This window comes from Citrobacter sp. UYEF32, from assembly GCF_040546205.1.
In the GTDB taxonomy this organism is placed as follows: domain Bacteria; phylum Pseudomonadota; class Gammaproteobacteria; order Enterobacterales; family Enterobacteriaceae; genus Phytobacter; species Phytobacter diazotrophicus.
This window is the reverse complement of sequence record NZ_JBEPNI010000002.1, coordinates 383,276-400,390: the sequence shown is the minus strand read 5'-3', so window position 1 is coordinate 400,390 and position 17,115 is coordinate 383,276. Positions and strand designations below refer to the sequence as shown.

At 54.3% G+C, this 17,115-nt stretch carries 14 protein-coding genes; 2 read left to right on the top strand and 12 right to left on the bottom strand.

The window, feature by feature from the left end; all coding sequences use genetic code 11:
* Positions 1–50: 50 nt before the first annotated feature.
* Positions 51–779, bottom strand: coding sequence for a MerR family transcriptional regulator (locus tag ABIB59_RS06140; protein WP_039078702.1), 729 nt, complete (start codon positions 777–779; stop codon positions 51–53).
* A 289-nt stretch (positions 780–1,068) separates the two neighbouring features.
* On the opposite strand from ABIB59_RS06140, the gene argS reads away from it, so the two are divergent.
* The gene (gene argS / locus ABIB59_RS06135) at positions 1,069–2,802 is read left to right on the top strand and encodes an arginine--tRNA ligase (protein ID WP_039078701.1); all 1,734 of its coding nucleotides are present in this window, start codon (positions 1,069–1,071) and stop codon (positions 2,800–2,802) included.
* Positions 2,803–3,235: 433 nt separating this feature from the next.
* Here argS and bglB read toward each other — a convergent pair whose 3' ends face one another.
* From bglB to flhB, 5 genes are all read right to left on the bottom strand, one after another.
* On the bottom strand, positions 3,236–4,375 hold the full coding sequence (gene bglB, locus ABIB59_RS06130; RefSeq protein WP_079496736.1) for a beta-galactosidase BglB: 1,140 nt from the start codon (positions 4,373–4,375) through the stop codon (positions 3,236–3,238).
* Between the two features lie 10 nt (positions 4,376–4,385).
* Positions 4,386–5,963 carry an MFS transporter gene (locus ABIB59_RS06125; protein ID WP_071194621.1) on the bottom strand — a complete coding sequence of 526 codons (1,578 nt, stop codon included), beginning with the start codon at positions 5,961–5,963 and terminating at the stop codon, positions 4,386–4,388.
* Positions 5,964–6,237: 274 nt separating this feature from the next.
* Positions 6,238–6,633 carry a flagellar protein FlhE gene (gene flhE / locus ABIB59_RS06120; protein WP_039078698.1) on the bottom strand — a complete coding sequence of 132 codons (396 nt, stop codon included), beginning with the start codon at positions 6,631–6,633 and terminating at the stop codon, positions 6,238–6,240.
* Positions 6,633–8,711: a flagellar biosynthesis protein FlhA gene (flhA, locus tag ABIB59_RS06115; protein WP_039078697.1), complete on the bottom strand. Its 2,079-nt coding sequence runs from the start codon at positions 8,709–8,711 to the stop codon at positions 6,633–6,635. Before flhA ends, flhE begins: the two co-directional genes overlap by 1 nt.
* Complete coding sequence (gene flhB, locus ABIB59_RS06110; protein WP_039078696.1) at positions 8,704–9,852, bottom strand: flagellar biosynthesis protein FlhB; 1,149 nt, start codon at positions 9,850–9,852, stop codon at positions 8,704–8,706. Before flhB ends, flhA begins: the two co-directional genes overlap by 8 nt.
* A gap of 223 nt (positions 9,853–10,075) precedes the next feature.
* Here flhB and ABIB59_RS06105 point away from each other — a divergent pair, with 223 nt between their 5' ends.
* A complete protein-coding gene (locus tag ABIB59_RS06105) occupies positions 10,076–10,726 on the top strand; it encodes a type II CAAX endopeptidase family protein (protein ID WP_039078695.1) in 651 nt (216 codons plus the stop codon).
* 56 nt (positions 10,727–10,782) lie between these two features.
* On the opposite strand, the gene cheZ is transcribed toward ABIB59_RS06105, so the two are convergent.
* From cheZ to tar, 6 genes are read right to left on the bottom strand one after another with little or no spacing between them, the layout of a single operon-like run.
* Positions 10,783–11,427, bottom strand: a complete 645-nt coding sequence (gene cheZ, locus ABIB59_RS06100; RefSeq protein ID WP_039078694.1) for a protein phosphatase CheZ — start codon at positions 11,425–11,427, stop codon at positions 10,783–10,785.
* A 10-nt stretch (positions 11,428–11,437) separates the two neighbouring features.
* Positions 11,438–11,827 (bottom strand): chemotaxis response regulator CheY, encoded by a 390-nt coding sequence (cheY, locus tag ABIB59_RS06095; RefSeq protein ID WP_039078693.1) that lies wholly within the window; start codon positions 11,825–11,827, stop codon positions 11,438–11,440.
* A gap of 16 nt (positions 11,828–11,843) precedes the next feature.
* Positions 11,844–12,896: a protein-glutamate methylesterase/protein-glutamine glutaminase gene (locus ABIB59_RS06090; protein ID WP_039078692.1), complete on the bottom strand. Its 1,053-nt coding sequence runs from the start codon at positions 12,894–12,896 to the stop codon at positions 11,844–11,846.
* Positions 12,893–13,762: a protein-glutamate O-methyltransferase CheR gene (gene cheR, locus ABIB59_RS06085; protein WP_039078691.1), complete on the bottom strand. Its 870-nt coding sequence runs from the start codon at positions 13,760–13,762 to the stop codon at positions 12,893–12,895. Before cheR ends, ABIB59_RS06090 begins: the two co-directional genes overlap by 4 nt.
* A gap of 19 nt (positions 13,763–13,781) precedes the next feature.
* A complete protein-coding gene (gene tap / locus ABIB59_RS06080; protein WP_039078690.1) occupies positions 13,782–15,380 on the bottom strand; it encodes a methyl-accepting chemotaxis protein IV in 1,599 nt (532 codons plus the stop codon).
* Positions 15,381–15,422: 42 nt separating this feature from the next.
* Complete coding sequence (tar, locus tag ABIB59_RS06075; protein ID WP_354034443.1) at positions 15,423–17,087, bottom strand: methyl-accepting chemotaxis protein II; 1,665 nt, start codon at positions 17,085–17,087, stop codon at positions 15,423–15,425.
* Between the last annotated feature and the right edge of the window lie 28 nt (positions 17,088–17,115).

Here is a 17,115-nt window from a genome sequence, read left to right as displayed (position 1 = left end):
AGCGTCCAGGTCGCTATGCAGCGACCATGAACACAAGCAGAAGAGAGGATCTAGAGGGTAATAACGTCGAGGGAATTGACCTGCGATTGCCACAGTTCAATCTGTTTTTTACGCGCGGCCGATAACTTACCGCTGGTGACCAGCAACCATTTTCTTGTCGGCAAAATCTCCGGCGCCAGCATGGCTGGCGGAACCGGAAGGATATCGATGCGATGCCCCTGCCCGGTCAGCCGAAGCGCTTCAAGCCAGATTTCACAAGGGTCGGTCAGATGCCAGCCGGTGATAAGATAATTATCGCCTGGCGCGCGCTTATCCCCTTCAAGGCAAAACGAGGTGTAGGAGATAATAATGCCGTCGAGGATTTCACGTAGCGTCATCATTGCCGCAATATTGGCGGACATTTTACTGCGCAACGGGCGCAACACTTCCGTGACCAGTTCCGGGCGAGGATATTCGCGTCCGGAGTCGTAAATAAGCTGCCGCAGAGAGTCAATCTTCCCCTCTTTCAGCCGTGAAAGCATGTTCTCTTGCAGGGTGACCCAGTTGTTCGTTCGCCGCATCTCTGGCCTTGCCAGCAGCGGTTTAACCTGGCTAACAGGCACCCCTTTTTTCACCCAGTCGAGAATTTTAAGCGCCTGTTGCACGTCGTCATCATTGTAAAGCCGGTGCCCACCTTCCGTGCGCATCGGTTTGAGCAGACCGTAGCGGCGCTGCCAGGCGCGTAGTGTGGTCGCCGTTATCCCGCAAAGCCGGGCAAATTCGCCAATGGAATAAGTCATAGTACGCTCAAAGAAATAAACTCTTCTTACTATACTACGGATAAATCCCCCTCGCAGGATAGCGAGTAAGATCAGGCGCCTGGCGTTTCGGATGAGGGGGATGAAAACACGTCCATGATCGAATGTGTTAAGCGTTCATCCGGGCGCTAACAGGCCACGCTTTTTGACGTGAACCACCGGGTTACGGTGCTGACGCCTGCGGGCATTTGCAGTATACTCCCGCCTTTCATAATCAACACCCGGACGCGGCCTGCCCTTATGTGCCGCGTCATCAATGTAAGGTATCCCGGTGAATATTCAGGCTCTACTCTCAGAAAAAGTCGGTCAGGCGCTCATTGCCGCAGGTGCGGATGCGGATTGCGAACCGCAGGTCCGCCAGTCTGCAAAAGTCCAGTTCGGCGATTATCAGGCTAATGGCGTGATGGCAATTGCCAAAAAATTGGGCATGGCACCGCGACAACTGGCCGAGAAGGTACTGACTCATCTCGATCTCAGCGGGATCGCCAGCAAAGTGGAAATCGCCGGGCCTGGTTTTATCAATATCTTCCTGGCCCCGGAGTTTCTGGCAGACCAGGTAAGCCTGGCGTTGCAGTCCGACCGTCTGGGCATCACGAAGCCGCAGGCACAAACCATCGTTGTCGATTATTCAGCGCCGAACGTGGCGAAAGAGATGCACGTTGGACACCTGCGTTCAACCATCATCGGGGATGCATCCGTGCGAACCCTGGAGTTCCTCGGTCATAACGTGATCCGCGCGAACCACGTGGGTGACTGGGGTACCCAGTTCGGTATGCTGATTGCCTGGCTGGAGCTGCAACAGCAGCAAAACGCGGGTGAAATGGCGCTGGCGGATCTTGAAGGTTTCTACCGCGAAGCCAAAAAGCATTACGACGAAGATGAAGCTTTCGCCGAGCGCGCCCGTAGCTACGTCGTGAAACTGCAAGGTGGCGATGAATATTTCCTGCAGATGTGGCGCAAACTGGTCGACATTACCATGACCCAGAACCAGATGACCTATGACCGCCTGAACGTTACCCTGACGCGTAAAGACGTGATGGGCGAAAGCCTCTATAACTCAATGCTGCCGGGGATCGTGGCCGATCTGAAAGCCAAAGGGCTGGCAGTGGAGAGCGAAGGCGCAACCGTGGTGTTCCTGGACGAGTTCAAGAACAAAGAAGGCGAGCCGATGGGTGTGATCATCCAGAAGAAAGATGGCGGCTACCTCTATACCACCACCGACATTGCCTGTGCCAAATACCGTTATGAAACGCTGCATGCAGACCGTGTGCTGTACTACATCGACTCCCGCCAGCATCAGCACCTGATGCAGGCCTGGACTATCGTGCGTAAGGCCGGTTATATACCGGAGTCTGTGTCTCTCGAACACCATATGTTCGGCATGATGCTGGGTAAAGACGGCAAGCCGTTCAAAACCCGTGCGGGCGGCACGGTGAAACTGGCTGATCTGCTTGATGAGGCGCTGGAGCGTGCCCGTCGTCTGGTGGCTGAGAAGAACCCGGATATGCCAGCAGACGAGCTGGAAAAACTGGCTAATGCCGTAGGTATCGGCGCGGTGAAATACGCGGATCTTTCCAAAAGCCGTACCACCGATTATGTCTTCGACTGGGACAATATGCTGGCGTTTGAAGGTAACACCGCACCGTATATGCAATACGCCTATACCCGCGTGCTGTCGGTGTTCCGTAAAGCAGAGGTCGACGAAAGCGCCCTTCTCGCCGCGAAGGTGGTGATCAGCGAAGATCGCGAAGCCCAGTTGGCCGCACGCCTGATGCAGTTTGAAGAGACGTTGAATGTGGTTGCCCGTGAAGGGACACCGCACGTGATGTGTGCCTATCTGTACGATCTGGCGGGCCTGTTCTCTGGCTTCTATGAACATTGTCCGATTCTGAGCGCCGGGAATGAAGAAGTCCGCAACAGCCGTCTGAAACTGGCGCTGCTGACCGCGAAGACCCTGAAACTGGGTCTGGATACGCTCGGGATCGAAACCATCGAACGTATGTAAATCGACGGTCTGTAAAAAAACCCGGCAAATGCCGGGTTTTGTTTTTATATCGCCATGCATGATAAAGATTCCCTAAGCCCCCAGGGCTGAGGAATCGCCACAAAAATTCGAGCACGAACGGTCCCCTCTCCTCTTTGGGGAGAGGGCCAGGGTGAGGGGAAAATGCGGCTCTGATGGTCATTCCGTTCACCTTATGTTCCTTGCTTTTCCGTCGCGACAGAACCCGTGAACGGATAAAGGGGAACACCGCGTTCCCCTTTACAATCCCCGCGGCCCCGCGAAGAAATCGGTGCTTCGCACTGCGTTCGCCTCCCTCCCCGCTGCCTGCGGTCGGGAAAAAGGGTCAGCCCTGGCTAAAAAGGTCGAAAACGTTCACAGCATCTACCGCCCGCACCAAAGGTAGCCCCGGCAAGCTTCGCGCCGCCGGGGAAGCTTAGAAATATTTACGCAGATACTCGGTCAGACACAGCATCGCCATGGCCTGACCATACGGCATAGAAGTCAGCGGGATCTGGCGGTAGAAATCGAGATTGCTGCCCATACCGGTACCGAATGAGACCTGCAGCAATTCGCCTTCAGGTGAGATATTCTTCACCACCGCTTTGATCGCTTTCTCAGCAACCTGCGCATATTCCTGGCCAACATAACGCTTACGTACCGCTTTCAGAATACCGTAGGCAAAACCGGCGGTTGCCGACGCCTCAAGATAGGATGTCGGATCGTCGAGCAGCGTATGCCACAGCCCGCTGTCGTCCTGGCATTTCGCCAGCGCAGCGATTTGTGCGTTCAACACCTGAACCAGATAACGGCGTACCGCATTGTTTGCCGGTAAATCCACCAGCTCCAGGAAATCCGGGATCACGATGGTCAGCCAGCTATTGCCGCGCGCCCAACGGGCATGCGCGAAGTTATGGCAACCTTCGTAGTTCCAGCCGTGGAACCACAGGCCGGTCTCCCTGTCCATCAGGTTCTGCACATGCAGCAGGAACTGATAGGTCGCCTCTTCCACATACTCAGGACGGTTAAGCAGTTTACCGATTTTCGCCAGCGGCAGAACAGTCATCATCAGGGTGTCATCCCACATCTGCTGATGGTTCTCTTCTGCCAGAGTGATGTGTTGCATACCGCCGTGATCCGTACGCGGCATCTCATTCATCGCCCACTCAGCCCAGGTCTCCAGCCATGGCAGGAAAGCTGGATTCCGGGTCTCTTCATAGCGATACGCCAGCGTCAGAAACGGTGCCATGGTGTTTACGTTCTTGGTCGTCGCGCCTTCGGCAAAACGGTCAGCGAACCAGCTATCAATCACGTCACGCACCGTCTGGTCACCCGTCTGCTGGTAATACTGATACATACCGTACAGACCGACGCCGTGGGTCCATTCCCAGCCCGCCCAACCTTTGGTGTCAATCACACGCCCGTCGTCAAGCCGCAGTAAAAACTCGCCGGTGGTGTCGTGAATATTGACCAGATTATGCGTGATCTTCTGAATCAATGATTTCAGCTCGTCGCGGGCGATAAAACGCTCTGGCTGACAAAGTAACGGGCTATGTTTGACAGGCCAAACCTTCATATTCTTAACCTCAGTTGTAAGTCGATTTCAGTGACGCGTTTTCTTTCAGGGAAGGCGCGGCAGGTTTATTACGATTCAGATAGCCGATATTGTTGTTGCCCCACAGGGACTCAAACGGCATGCCGGCCAGCATCTCAACGGTGGCGCGCGCTTGCGGCGTTGCGCTTTCCGGAATTACACGACCGGACTCACGCATTTTGGCCGTCTCTTCACGCAGAACGCTGTGGGTTTTCAGGTTCAGTTTGAAACGCAGAGAGACCAGGAAACCGCAGGCCAGCACCAGCAACGTACCGAAGCACATGATCATCAGGATGGTATGGCTCACTTCCGGCACCTGCGTTTTCTGGCCGGAAACAAACCCGGATGCCTGCATCACAATCCCCACCAGCATGACCGCACCGGCCTGAGAGGCTTTACGGGTCAGGGTCATGATGCCCGCGAAGATCCCTTCACGACGCTGGCCGGTAACCACTTCATCGATATCCGCGATATAGGTATAGGTGTTCCACGGTACGTAGTTGATACCCCCACGGCCCAGACCGGCAACGGCAGACACCAACAGCAACAAGGCATAGATGTCGCTCAGGCCCGCCCAGTAGAGGATGGCGAAAGATGCCGCGCTCAGACCAAACAGCACCACCACCATGCGATAAGACGGCGCCGGTCCAAAACGGATGCACAGCGGGATCATGGCAATAACGGCGATAAACTGGAAGATAGCCATGGTGCCCAGCAAGTTAGACGCGACAGACGCTTCCTGCATCAGAACGAAAACAACATAGTAGGTAAAGACGGCGTTAAAGACGTCCTGTGCGATATAGCCGCCCAGGTACATCCCCAGGTGCTGGCGGAAAATCTTGATGCGCAGCGTTGAGCTCAGTTCAACAAACAGGCGACGCAGGCTCTGCCCCAGCGTCAGGTGTTTTTTCTCAGCTTCGGCGCGCAGCGCGGCTTCGGTCCACGCTTCACGCGGACGCTCCCAGGTAAAGCACCAGACAAAAGTCAGCATCAGCGCGCACAGTACAGAGAACACCAGGCTTGCGTAGAAGAAAGAGATTGGGTTGTCTTTACCGAAGTGGGCCAGCAGCAGACCCGGCAGGAACGAGGCGAGGATAGCGGACATCTGCGCCATCGAGATACGCGCGCCGGAGAATTTGGTTTTCTGTTTGAAATCATCGGTCATTTCCGGCACCAGCGTTTCGTACGGCACCAGGATCATGGTATAGACCACATCAAACAGCAGGTATGTCAGCAGGTAATACCAGAAGCTCATGTCCCCTACCCACATAATGGAGTAGCTGAACACACAGGGGATACCTAACAGGATAAAGAACTTACGGCGACCAAAGCGTTTACCCAGCCAGGTCGAGCCGAAGTTATCGGTTAAAAAGCCCATCAATGGACTTACCACCGCATCCAGTACCCTGGCAGCCGCAAAAATAAACGTCGCTTCGATAGGCGTCAGGCCACAGAACGTGGTGTAGAAATAGAGTAGCCATGCGGCGGTAAGTGCTGTCGTGCCCGCCCCCAGGAAGTCGCCCGAACCATAGGCGAGGTAGTTAACCAATCCAATTTTACGTGTTTTCATTGCCGTTAACCCTGTTTATTAGTGAGGGACCTCTGGCAATCCGGCTTCGCCAAAGGTAATGCTTACACGGCTAAAGTAAGAGTATGTGCTTTGGGATACCTTTCTGTTTCTGCCACGACCGGGAGGCAAATGGCAAAAATACAAAGAGTGCCGCAACGCGCTTCACTGATTTATAAAACAGTGTTTCTTTTGGTTCAAAAGGCAGGGTCATAATTTGCGAGCCAGCCATCAGATTCCTGAGAGGAATGGCGATGGCTGGTGAAAAGACGAGCGGCTAGCGGTAGTTAACGATAACCTGGATACTGCTAACATTGAGGGCGGGAATCAATCTTCCGCCGCCGGGGACTTCCCAGATAAAGCGTAACGGCTCAATCGCGGGCACATCGGCGAAGGCGACAGTGGTTCCGCTCTGAGCGTCCAGTTGCACACAGCGTGTCTGGCTACACAAGCGTGTATTTAACCCCGCAGGCGTCGGGCCGATTAGCTCATAACGCCACGAAACTACTGTCATCAGGCCATTGACCGGCTGCGACGGGGCAAGAACACGCGATGACATGGCCTGGCCACGATTGCTGAGAATGACCCCGATATTGCTTGCCTGCCACGCGCCGTTTCCGGCGGCATGGACAAACAAAGGCAACGCGAGAAGTAACCCGGCAAGCTTACGCATTATTTGCCTCCGATGGTCGCCGTCATCCGAATCGGACGGTTATCTGACATTTCCATGTTCGACAACACCACCAGTTGCGGCAGGCTGCGACGCAAGAAGCGAGACAGCAACGGACGCAACGCATGGTTGACCAGCAGTACCGGCGGCGCGCCAAGCATCTCCTGACGCTGCAATGCTTCCTGGGTTTGCTCAAGTAAACGATCGGCAAGGCCCGGCTCCAGCCCACCGCCACCTTGCAATGCTTGCAACAGCAGGCGTTCGAGCGGCGTATCAAGGCCAATAACCTGCACTTCGCCACTGCCAGGGAACCATTGCTGGGTAATCGCACGGCCCAGCGCCACGCGAACAACTGTGGTCAGTTCGTAGGGATCGGTTTGCAGCGGAGCGTGTTCTGCCAGCGTCTCCAGAATGGTGCGCATATCGCGGATCGGCACTTTTTCTGCCAGCAGGTTTTGCAGCACTTTATGCAGCGTTGTCAGCGTAACAACTCCCGGCACCAGATCTTCGGTGAGTTTCGGCATTTCCTGAGTCACGCGGTCAAGCAGTTGTTGCGCTTCCTGACGCCCAAACAGCTCCGGCGCAAACTGGCCGATCACGTGGTTCAGGTGCGTTGCGACAACCGTACTGGCCTCCACCACGGTGAAGCCCTGGATCTGCGCCTGCTCTTTGAGGGCGCTCTCAATCCAGATAGCCGCCAGGCCAAAGGCCGGATCGACAGTCTGTTCCCCTGGTAACGAACCCGCTGCGGTCCCCGGGTTAATCGCCAGCCAGCGCCCCGGATAAGCATCACCGCTCCCCACTTCCACCCCTTTCATCAGGATGCGGTAACGGGCTGGGGGCAAGTCCATGTTGTCACGAATATGCACCACCGGCGGCAGGAACCCCATGTCCTGGGCGAATTTTTTACGAATACTGCGGATACGTCCCAACAGTTCGCCATCCTGCTGGAAATCCACCATCGGAATCAGGCGATAGCCCACTTCCATGCCCAGTGAATCTTCCAGTTGCACATCATTCCAGGTGGCTTCCACCGCCTGGTTATTTTCCGGCATCTTGATTGGCGTCGCTTCCGCCGGCGCCTTCTCTTCTTTACCGCGCAGCCACCAGGCCAGCGCCAGCAGACCCACGGTGAAAAGCAGGAAGACAAAGTTCGGCATACCTGGGACCAGGCCAAACAGACCCAGTACCGCGGCACTGAGCACCATTACGCGTGGGTTAGTAAACAACTGGCTAACCATCTGCTGGCCAACGTCTTCATCGTTTGCCACGCGGGTCACGATAACACCCGCTGCGGTAGAGATAACCAGCGCCGGGATCTGTGCCACCAGACCATCACCGATGGTCAACAGGGTGTAACTCTGCGCCGCATCGCCCATCGACAGGCCATGCTGCAACACGCCCACCAGCAGACCGCCGATGACGTTGATAACCATGATCAGGATGCCCGCGACGGCGTCACCGCGCACGAACTTACTCGCACCGTCCATAGAGCCGTAGAAGTCAGCTTCCTGGGTCACATCGGAACGACGACGTTTCGCCTCATCTTCACCGATAAGCCCGGCGTTAAGGTCGGCGTCGATCGCCATCTGTTTACCCGGCATCCCGTCCAGTACGAAACGTGCGCCCACTTCCGCGATACGCCCCGCACCTTTGGTGATAACCATAAAGTTGATGATAACGAGGATGATGAACACCACGATACCGATGGCAAAGTTACCGCCAACAAGGAAGTGACCAAAGGCTTCAACCACCCTACCCGCCGCCGCCGTGCCGGTATGGCCTTCCAACAGAATGATACGGGTAGAGGCAACGTTCAGCGCCAGGCGCAGCAACGTGGTAAACAGCAATACGGTGGGAAATGCCGCGAACTCGAGGGTTTTCTGGGTGAACATCGCCACCAGAAGCACCATAATCGAGAGCGCAATGTTGAAGGTAAAAAGCAGGTCGAGCACGAATGCCGGCAACGGCAAAACCATCATCGACAGAATCAACAAAATCAGCAGGGGCCCCGCCAGAATTTGCCATTGTGTTGATTTCAGGTTGCCAGGCAGACGCAACATTGCCACCAGATTAGCCATCAGTGTCCTTCTCGTTCATAAAATCCAGCGACTCTGGCACTGGGAGATTTTCAGGTCTGGCCGGGCGTTTGCCCCCGGCCAAATTCCAGCGTTTCAATTGCCATACCCAGGCTAAAACCTCAGCCACGGCCGAGTAAAGCTGGCCTGGGATCTGCTGACCGATTTCAGCATGGCGGTATAGGGCGCGCGCCAGCGGCGGCGCCTCAAGGATCGGAATACGGTTTTCGCTGCCAATTTCACGAATACGCAGCGCAATCAAACCAGAACCCTTCGCAATCACTTTTGGCGCACTCATTTTATTCTCGTCATATTGCAGTGCGACGGAGTAGTGCGTCGGGTTCGTTACAATCACATCGGCTTTCGGCACATCTGCCATCATACGACGGCGCGCCGCGGCACGTTGTAGCTGGCGGATACGCCCCTTAACATGCGGGTCACCCTCCTGCTGTTTAAATTCATCACGGATATCCTGTTTGGACATGCGCAATTTTTTCAGGTGGCTGTAGATCTGCCAGAAGACGTCGAATCCCACCATCGGGATTATCGACAACACGACCAACAGGCAACACATCCCGGCCAGATTCAGCGCGCTGGCCATCGCAGTGACCGGCGCTTCCATCATCAGGCGCATGATTTCCGGCCATTTATGCCACAGATAAAAGGCGGCCACGCTGCCCATCAGGGCCGTTTTCATGATGGCCTTGACCAGCTCTGCCACGACCTGCGCTGAAAACAGGCGCTTAATACCACTCAACGGGTTAATTTTGGAAAAATTAAACTGTACCGATTTTCCGCTTAATACCAGTCCACCCAGCACCGGGGGAGCAGCAAGCGCCACCAGCACCACACCAGTCACCAGCGGCAATAGCGCCAGCACGGCATTTTTGAGCAACTCGATGAGATGCCCAAGGATCATTTTTTGGTCATTGATAATGCCATGATCAAAACGTAATCCCGACGACATGATGCCCGACAGTTTGCGGGCAAACGCGTCCCCACCCATCCAGAGCACGCCCACCCCAACAAAGAGCATCAATATTGATGTCAGCTCTTTCGATCGGGGAACTTGCCCTTCCTCACGGGCCTTCTCTTTTCGGTGGGGTGTGGGGGCTTCTGTTTTGTCGTCGCTATCGTCTGCCACGGCTCAAATCCACGGGTAGATGTTTGATGACATAATGCCAGAGTCAAGTCGGTCTAATGGGCAGAGTAAGGCATAAAAACACGGGGTTTTCGCGATTTGAGAAAAGGAAAAGTGCATGTACTTATCCGCCAACGATATACTACCGCGTGGGTCAGAAAAGCTGCTTTTGCAGCGTATGCCTATAAAAAAGATATAAAACGTAATTAACACAGGGATGATAACCATGCTGTTCAATCAGGAGCAGAGACGTCATCACACAATGATGTGTCTCGCAGCAGTACTGATTTATCATTGTTTTTTCTTTATTGTGGCACTGCTGCCCAATTATGCCGCGCTCTATCATTCAGGTTTTGCTGCGCTATTTGTCGGCCTGGCCGTGAGCTTGCCGTGCACACTCCTGCTCTGGCGATACTACAACCATCACTACCCTTTTATGCCGTTGGGGCAATTTAACCCCGGTTATTTCGCATTGGGCTTACTGGCTATTATCGCACTCAATATTGTCTGGCAGTTTTTGGGGATCGAAGAAGAGTGGGTGGCATCGCTAAAGAGCTACTCGGTTTCTGCGCGTTGGGGTCTGGCGTTCGCCATTTGTTTTATTGCCCCGTTTTGTGAAGAGGTGATTTTTCGCGGCTTCTTACTCAACGCCTTTCTGCGCTGGGGACGCTTTGCCAGGCAGCAGAGCATCGTGGTGACTTCGGTAGCCTTTGCGCTTATGCATACGCAATACCACGCGCCAGCCACCTTTATCTGGCTGTTTACTTTTTCGGCTCTGCTTTGCGTGGTAAGAATGTCATCCGGTGGGCTACTGCTGCCAATGCTGCTACATATGCTCAATAACACCGCCTCATTTTCCTTGTCCACGATGAGCTAAAAAAACGGGAAGCATTGCTGCTTCCCGTTTTATCAGTATGGCTCAGTGCAAGAGCATCAGAAACCGAGACTGTCGAGCAGATCGTCAACCTGATCCTGGCTTGCCACCACGCCCGCTTTCGTCGCATCAAGCTGCGGCCCATTGAGCAGACTTTCGTTTTCACGTTTCGGACGCGCAGACTGATCGGGAATGTTTTCGATCAGCACCATCAGAAGCTGTCGTTCAATTTCCTGAATCACATCCATCATACGCTTGATAACCTGACCGGTAAGGTCCTGGAAATCCTGCGCCATCATGATGTCTAACAGTTGCGCGTTGGTGAAGCTGGTGTGGCCCGGCACATCCCCGAGGAATTTACGGGTGTCGGTCACCAGTTCACGGGCATCTTTCAGCTCGATAGGATTTTCAAACCACTCATCCCAACGCTTGGACAGGGATTTGGCCCCTTTTTCCATCGCATCCTGATGCGGTTGCGACGCCTCGACGCTATTGAGTGCGCGTTCAGCCGCCTGCGCGGTCATCTGCACCACGTAATCAAGACGATCACGGGCATCAGGAATGGCTTCCGCCGCTTCAGCAATCGCCTGATCCAATCCCAATTCACGTAAACTGTCACGCAGCATACGTGTCAGGCTACCGATACGGGCAATGATATCGCTGGCTGAATGTTCTTCCGTAGGTTTAATTGAAGGTTGAATCATCGTCCAGTCCTCACATGCCGAGTTTCTCGAAAATCTTACCGAGTTTCTCTTCCAGGGTTGCAGCAGTGAAAGGTTTCACTACATAGCCGCTCGCGCCAGCCTGAGCCGCCGCGATAATGTTTTCTTTTTTCGCTTCTGCCGTGACCATCAGTACCGGCAGCGAAGACATGTTGCCGTCAGCACGAATCGTCTTAAGCAGTTCCAGTCCGTCCATGTTCGGCATGTTCCAGTCGGAAATGACGAAACCAAAACCACCGGTCTGGAGTTTGTTCAGCGCGTCAACGCCGTCTTCGGCTTCCTCGACGTTGTTGAACCCCAGCTCTTTTAACAGGTTGCGCACGATACGACGCATCGTGGAAAAGTCGTCGACAACCAGAAATTTGAGCTCTTTATCCGCCATAAAACATCACTCCTCGTTAAATACGTATTGCCTGTCCGGCACTAATTTTTGCCAACATCTGCTGGCTTACCTGGCTAAGATCGACCACTTCGCTGACGCCACCCATATTGATAGCTTCGCGCGGCATGCCGAACACCACACAACTTGCCTCATTTTGTGCAATGGTCCAGGCTCCAGCCTGGTGCATCGCTAACATTCCGGCCGCACCGTCATTGCCCATACCGGTGAGGATAACCCCCACGGCATTGCGCCCGGCGTATTTCGCGACCGAATGAAACAGTACGTCCACAGCGGGACGGTGACGGTTCACCGGCGGCCCATCGTGGATCTTAATCTGATAGTTTGCCCCGCTACGCGCCAGCTCCATATGCTTGTCGCCCGGCGCAATATACGCATGTCCTGGCAGGACACGCTCACCATCTTCCGCCTCTTTCACGGTAATCTGGCACAGCTTATTCAGGCGTTCGGCAAACGAACGTGTGAACCCTGGCGGCATGTGCTGCGTAATAAGAATACCCGGACTTGACAGCGGCAATGGCTGGAGTACATGACGAATTGCCTCTGTTCCTCCGGTTGAAGCGCCAATGGCCAGTAATTTTTCCGAACTTAACAACGGACCAGACTTCAACGCTGCCGGGGCTGCCGACATGGGTTTATGTGCCGCAAGGCGCGCGCGCGAGGCGGTACGCACTTTTTCGGCGATCATTTCGCTGTAGGCCAGCATCCCTTCGCGAATACCGAGCTGGGGTTTAGTGACGAAATCAATCGCCCCTAACTCCAGCGCACGCAGCGTCACTTCTGAGCCTTTTCCCGTCAGGGAAGAAACCATCACGACTGGCATCGGACGCAGGCGCATCAGTTTTTCCAGGAAATCCAGACCGTCCATCCGCGGCATTTCCACATCAAGCGTCAGCACATCAGGGTTAAATTTTTTAATTAAATCCCGTGCAACCAACGGATCCGGCGCCGTCGCCACCATTTCCATATCGCTGTGGCTATTGATAATTTCGGTCATGATTTGGCGCATCAATGCAGAATCATCGACGGACATTACCCTGATTTTACTCATGCTTTATCCTTACTCAGCGCGTAAACGGTTTGACCACGCAGGCTAAACTCACGCACAAGGTTGCTGAAATTCTCCGAATGCCCGGCAAAAAGTAGTCCGTCAGGCTTAAGCAATGGTGCAAAACGATGCAAGATATCCTGCTGCGTCGTTTTATCAAAATAAATCATTACGTTACGGCAAAAAATCGCGTCAAACGGTCCAGGGACGTTATATTGTTTATCGAGCAAATTCACCGAAGTGAAATCAACATAATTCGACAGTTCCTGACGCACGCGCACCAGACCGGCATGGGGCCCGGTTCCGCGCATGAAGTAACGCTGTAGCTGTTGCGGCGACAGCGTTTTCAATTCATCCTGGCGATAGACACCGTTACGGGCTTTTTCCAGCACTTCGGTATCAATATCGCTGGCAATTACCTTGAAACGACCCGGCGCCATACCGAGTGCATCTGCCAACGTAATCGCAATGGAATATGGCTCTTCACCAGTCGACGCCGCGGCACTCCAGACGCGATACTCGCCGGTACGCTTACGGGCATGCTCCGCAAGGACCGGGAAGTGGTGAGCTTCCCGGAAAAATGCCGTGAGGTTAGTGGTCAGCGAGTTTATAAAAGCCTGCCACTCGGCGCTATTTTGGTTCGCTTCCAGCATGCTCAGGTAACGACCAAAATCATCCAGCCCAAGGGTGCGTAAACGACGAACAAGGCGGTTATAGACCATGTCCCGCTTGTGGTCGGCGAGCACGATCCCTGCGCGCTGATAAATCAACTGACATATTCGACGAAAATGCGCGTCAGACAGCGCAAGACGCTGAGTCATCTGTTGCATGAGTGATGACGTTTGCCCAGTAGGCATTGATGATGTCATAGCGCCTTCTCATTCTGATTTAGGATACAACCGGCACTCCTTTGGGGAGTACCGCGTCTGATGTAACGACATGTTCTTCTAACTTAAACACAGCCACCAGGGAGGTCAGATGATCTGCCTGATGCGCTAACTGATCGGTTCCCGCGGCGGCTTCTTCAACGAGCGCAGCATTCTGTTGGGTCACCTGATCCATCTGGCTTACTGCCAGTGCGACCTGCTCAATACCCCGGCGCTGTTCATCCGAAGCAGAGGCAATTTCGCCCATAATATCGTTCACCTGGGTGACAGAGTGGACGATCTCCATCATGGTTTTCGCAGAGGTATCCACCAGCACAGATCCCTGCTCAACACGTGAAACCGACTCTTCGATAAGGCCTTTGATCTCTTTGGCAGCCTGCGCGCTTCGGCTGGCGAGGTTACGCACCTCCCCGGCCACCACAGCGAAACCACGTCCCTGCTCACCTGCCCGCGCCGCTTCTACCGCCGCGTTCAAGGCCAGAATATTGGTCTGGAAAGCGATACCGTCAATCACGCTGATAATATCGCCAATCTTTTGCGAACTGGCGGCGATCTCATGCATAGTGCTTGCCACATTCGACGCCTGCTGCCCGCCTTTACGCGCCGTTTCCGCCGCGCTCTGTGCCAGACCAGATGCCTGACGGGCGTTATCGGCGTTTTGTCCCACGGTCGCTGTTAACTGTTCCATGCTGGCCGCCGTTTGCGCCAGCGACGCCGCCTGTTGTTCGGTGCGCGCCGACAGGTCGTTGTTGCCTTCGGCAATCTCCGAGATACCGGTATGCATCGCGTAGCTGCCGTGACGCACCTCGGTCACGGTAGAACGCAGCGCGGTCTGCATTTTTTTGAGGCTGGCAAAAATGGCCGAAATTTCATTTTTACCCACTACCGCAATCGGTCGGGCCAGATTGCCCTCGGAAATACTGTCAAAGTGACTACTGACAATGGCCAGCGGCTGAACAATCATCTTGCGCGACCACCACAGCGCCGCCGACGTCAGCAACGCCGCCAGAACGACCACCACGGCAAAAATGACCGCTGAGCGCTGGTAATTGCTTTGCCCCTCTGCCTTAGCGGTCTCCACAAAGTGGTTAATATGCTGTTGCCAGGCCGTAAAGTTTTTATCAAACACATCCTGCGACTGCTGAATCGGCGCCGACATAAAGTCGGATAGCTGGTTGCTTTCAAGCCACGCGGCCTGGTGTTCCAGATCGCCATGCCATGCCGTATAAGCCACTTTCGTTCCGTCCTGCAGACGCTTACCTTCATCGGTCAGCGCCGGGATACTCAGAAACTCATTAATACTGTTATCGGCATCTTTCAGATTATCTTTCGCCTGTTTCATTAGCGCTTTGATATCGTCCGGCGGATAACTCAGCGCCGTTAACGTACCGGCTTTATTCAATGATGTACTGGCTTGTAATAACCAGGCGCGGGTTTGCATCAATGCGTTGCGCTGGATGTTACTTTTTTCAACTTCTGATAAATGGGCGGTGCTTTGACGAAACGCCCAAAACGACAATCCGTTGCTCCCTACCTGCAAAATGCCACAAACGATCAAGATCAAAAAAAGTGTCGTAGAAATTCGAATACGGTTTAACATCAACGCTCCCATCAGGCGGCAAAGTGCCGCGGGTTAAAGCAGTTAAAAAGTTTCCCAGTTATCGTTTTGTCCGGTCGTTAGCTGACGGGCTCTGGAAGGAGCCGAAATAATGGCTGCCGCCGGATTAAGCGCTCCTTGCGCGGTTTTTGTAGGGACAGAAGAGAGACGGAAAGTAGAAACCGCTTGCGTCAACCTGCTGGCTTGTTCTTCTAATGCAGCCGCAGCGGCGGCAGATTGTTGTACCAGCGAGGCGTTTTGCTGCGTGACGCGATCCATTTCGGATACCGCCAGCGCAACCTGGTCGATGCCACGGCTCTGTTCATCAGAGGCCGAAGCAATCTCACCCATAATGTCGTTTACACGGGTTACTGCACTGACGATATCACCCATCGTCTCACCGGCGCTTTCAACCAGTACCGAACCGGTATCCACGCGAGAGACAGAGTCTTCAATCAGCGCTTTGATTTCTTTTGCCGCCTGGGCGCTGCGGCTGGCAAGGTTACGCACTTCGCCAGCAACCACCGCAAAGCCACGGCCCTGCTCACCGGCGCGGGCGGCTTCAACCGCCGCGTTGAGGGCAAGGATATTGGTCTGGAAGGCAATACCGTCGATGACGCCGGTAATATCGGCAATTTTTTGCGAACTGGCGGCAATGTCATGCATGGTTTTCACCACGCCATCCACCACTTTACCGCCGCGTTCAGCGGTTTCGGAGGCGCTTTTCGCCAGTAGCGATGCCTGACGGGCGTTTTCGGCGTTCTGTTTCACCGTTGCGGTCAGCTCTTCCATACTGGCCGCCGTCTCTTCCAGCGCCGAGGCTTGTTCTTCGGTACGGGATGACAGGTCATTGTTACCCGCGGCGATTTCGCTGGTGCCAGAATGAATAGCATCAGAACCGGCACGCACATTGGTTACCGTATCAATCAACGAGCGCTGCATATGGTCAACGCTTTGGGCCAGATCGGTAATCTCACTGCGCCCTTCAACCACCAGCGTATCGGTCAAATTGCCGCTGGCGATTTCACGAATGTGTTTAATGACCGCGGTCAACGGCGCCAGCAGAATGCGGCGAATGCCGTACCAGACCAACGCCAGCACAACGACCAGGGCCAGCGCGAGGGCCGCCATCTGCCATTTTGCAAAGTTATAATCACTCACGCTTTCGTCATAGGCTTTGCGATACAGCGATTCGCTTAACTGGGCATATTTGCCCATCGCATCACCGAGACCGTTTTGCATACCCTGCGTTGGCTGCGCAAAGTAGCCATCCATGTTGCCGCCTTCCAGAAACTGCACCAGCTCCGTCAGTCCGGCCGCATAGGTTTTATACTTTTCATCCAGCACCTGACGCGCCTCTTCCATCGCGGGTACCGATGGCATGGCACGGAAGGCATCGTAGTGTTTTGCCGCATCAGCCAGGCTGGATTTCGCGCTTTTTAATAAATCAGTTTTAGCGCTACTTTGTTGGTTGTTCGGGTCCATCATCATTCGGGCAGATGAACGGCTCAGGTTGATACGTGTTTGCAGCATCAGTTCCCAGGTTTTCGTCAGTTCGGTCTGTTGCATGCGCAGATCGTTGGAAACCGCAAAGCTTTGCTGATTTTGATTAAGAGAAGAGAATAAAAGCCCGCCCGAGAGCAACTGCAGCAGCGCAAACACTACCAGTACACTCATCAGCATTGTGACAACGCGAATACGGTTCAACATGCTACACCTTCCTGAAAACTTGTTAACG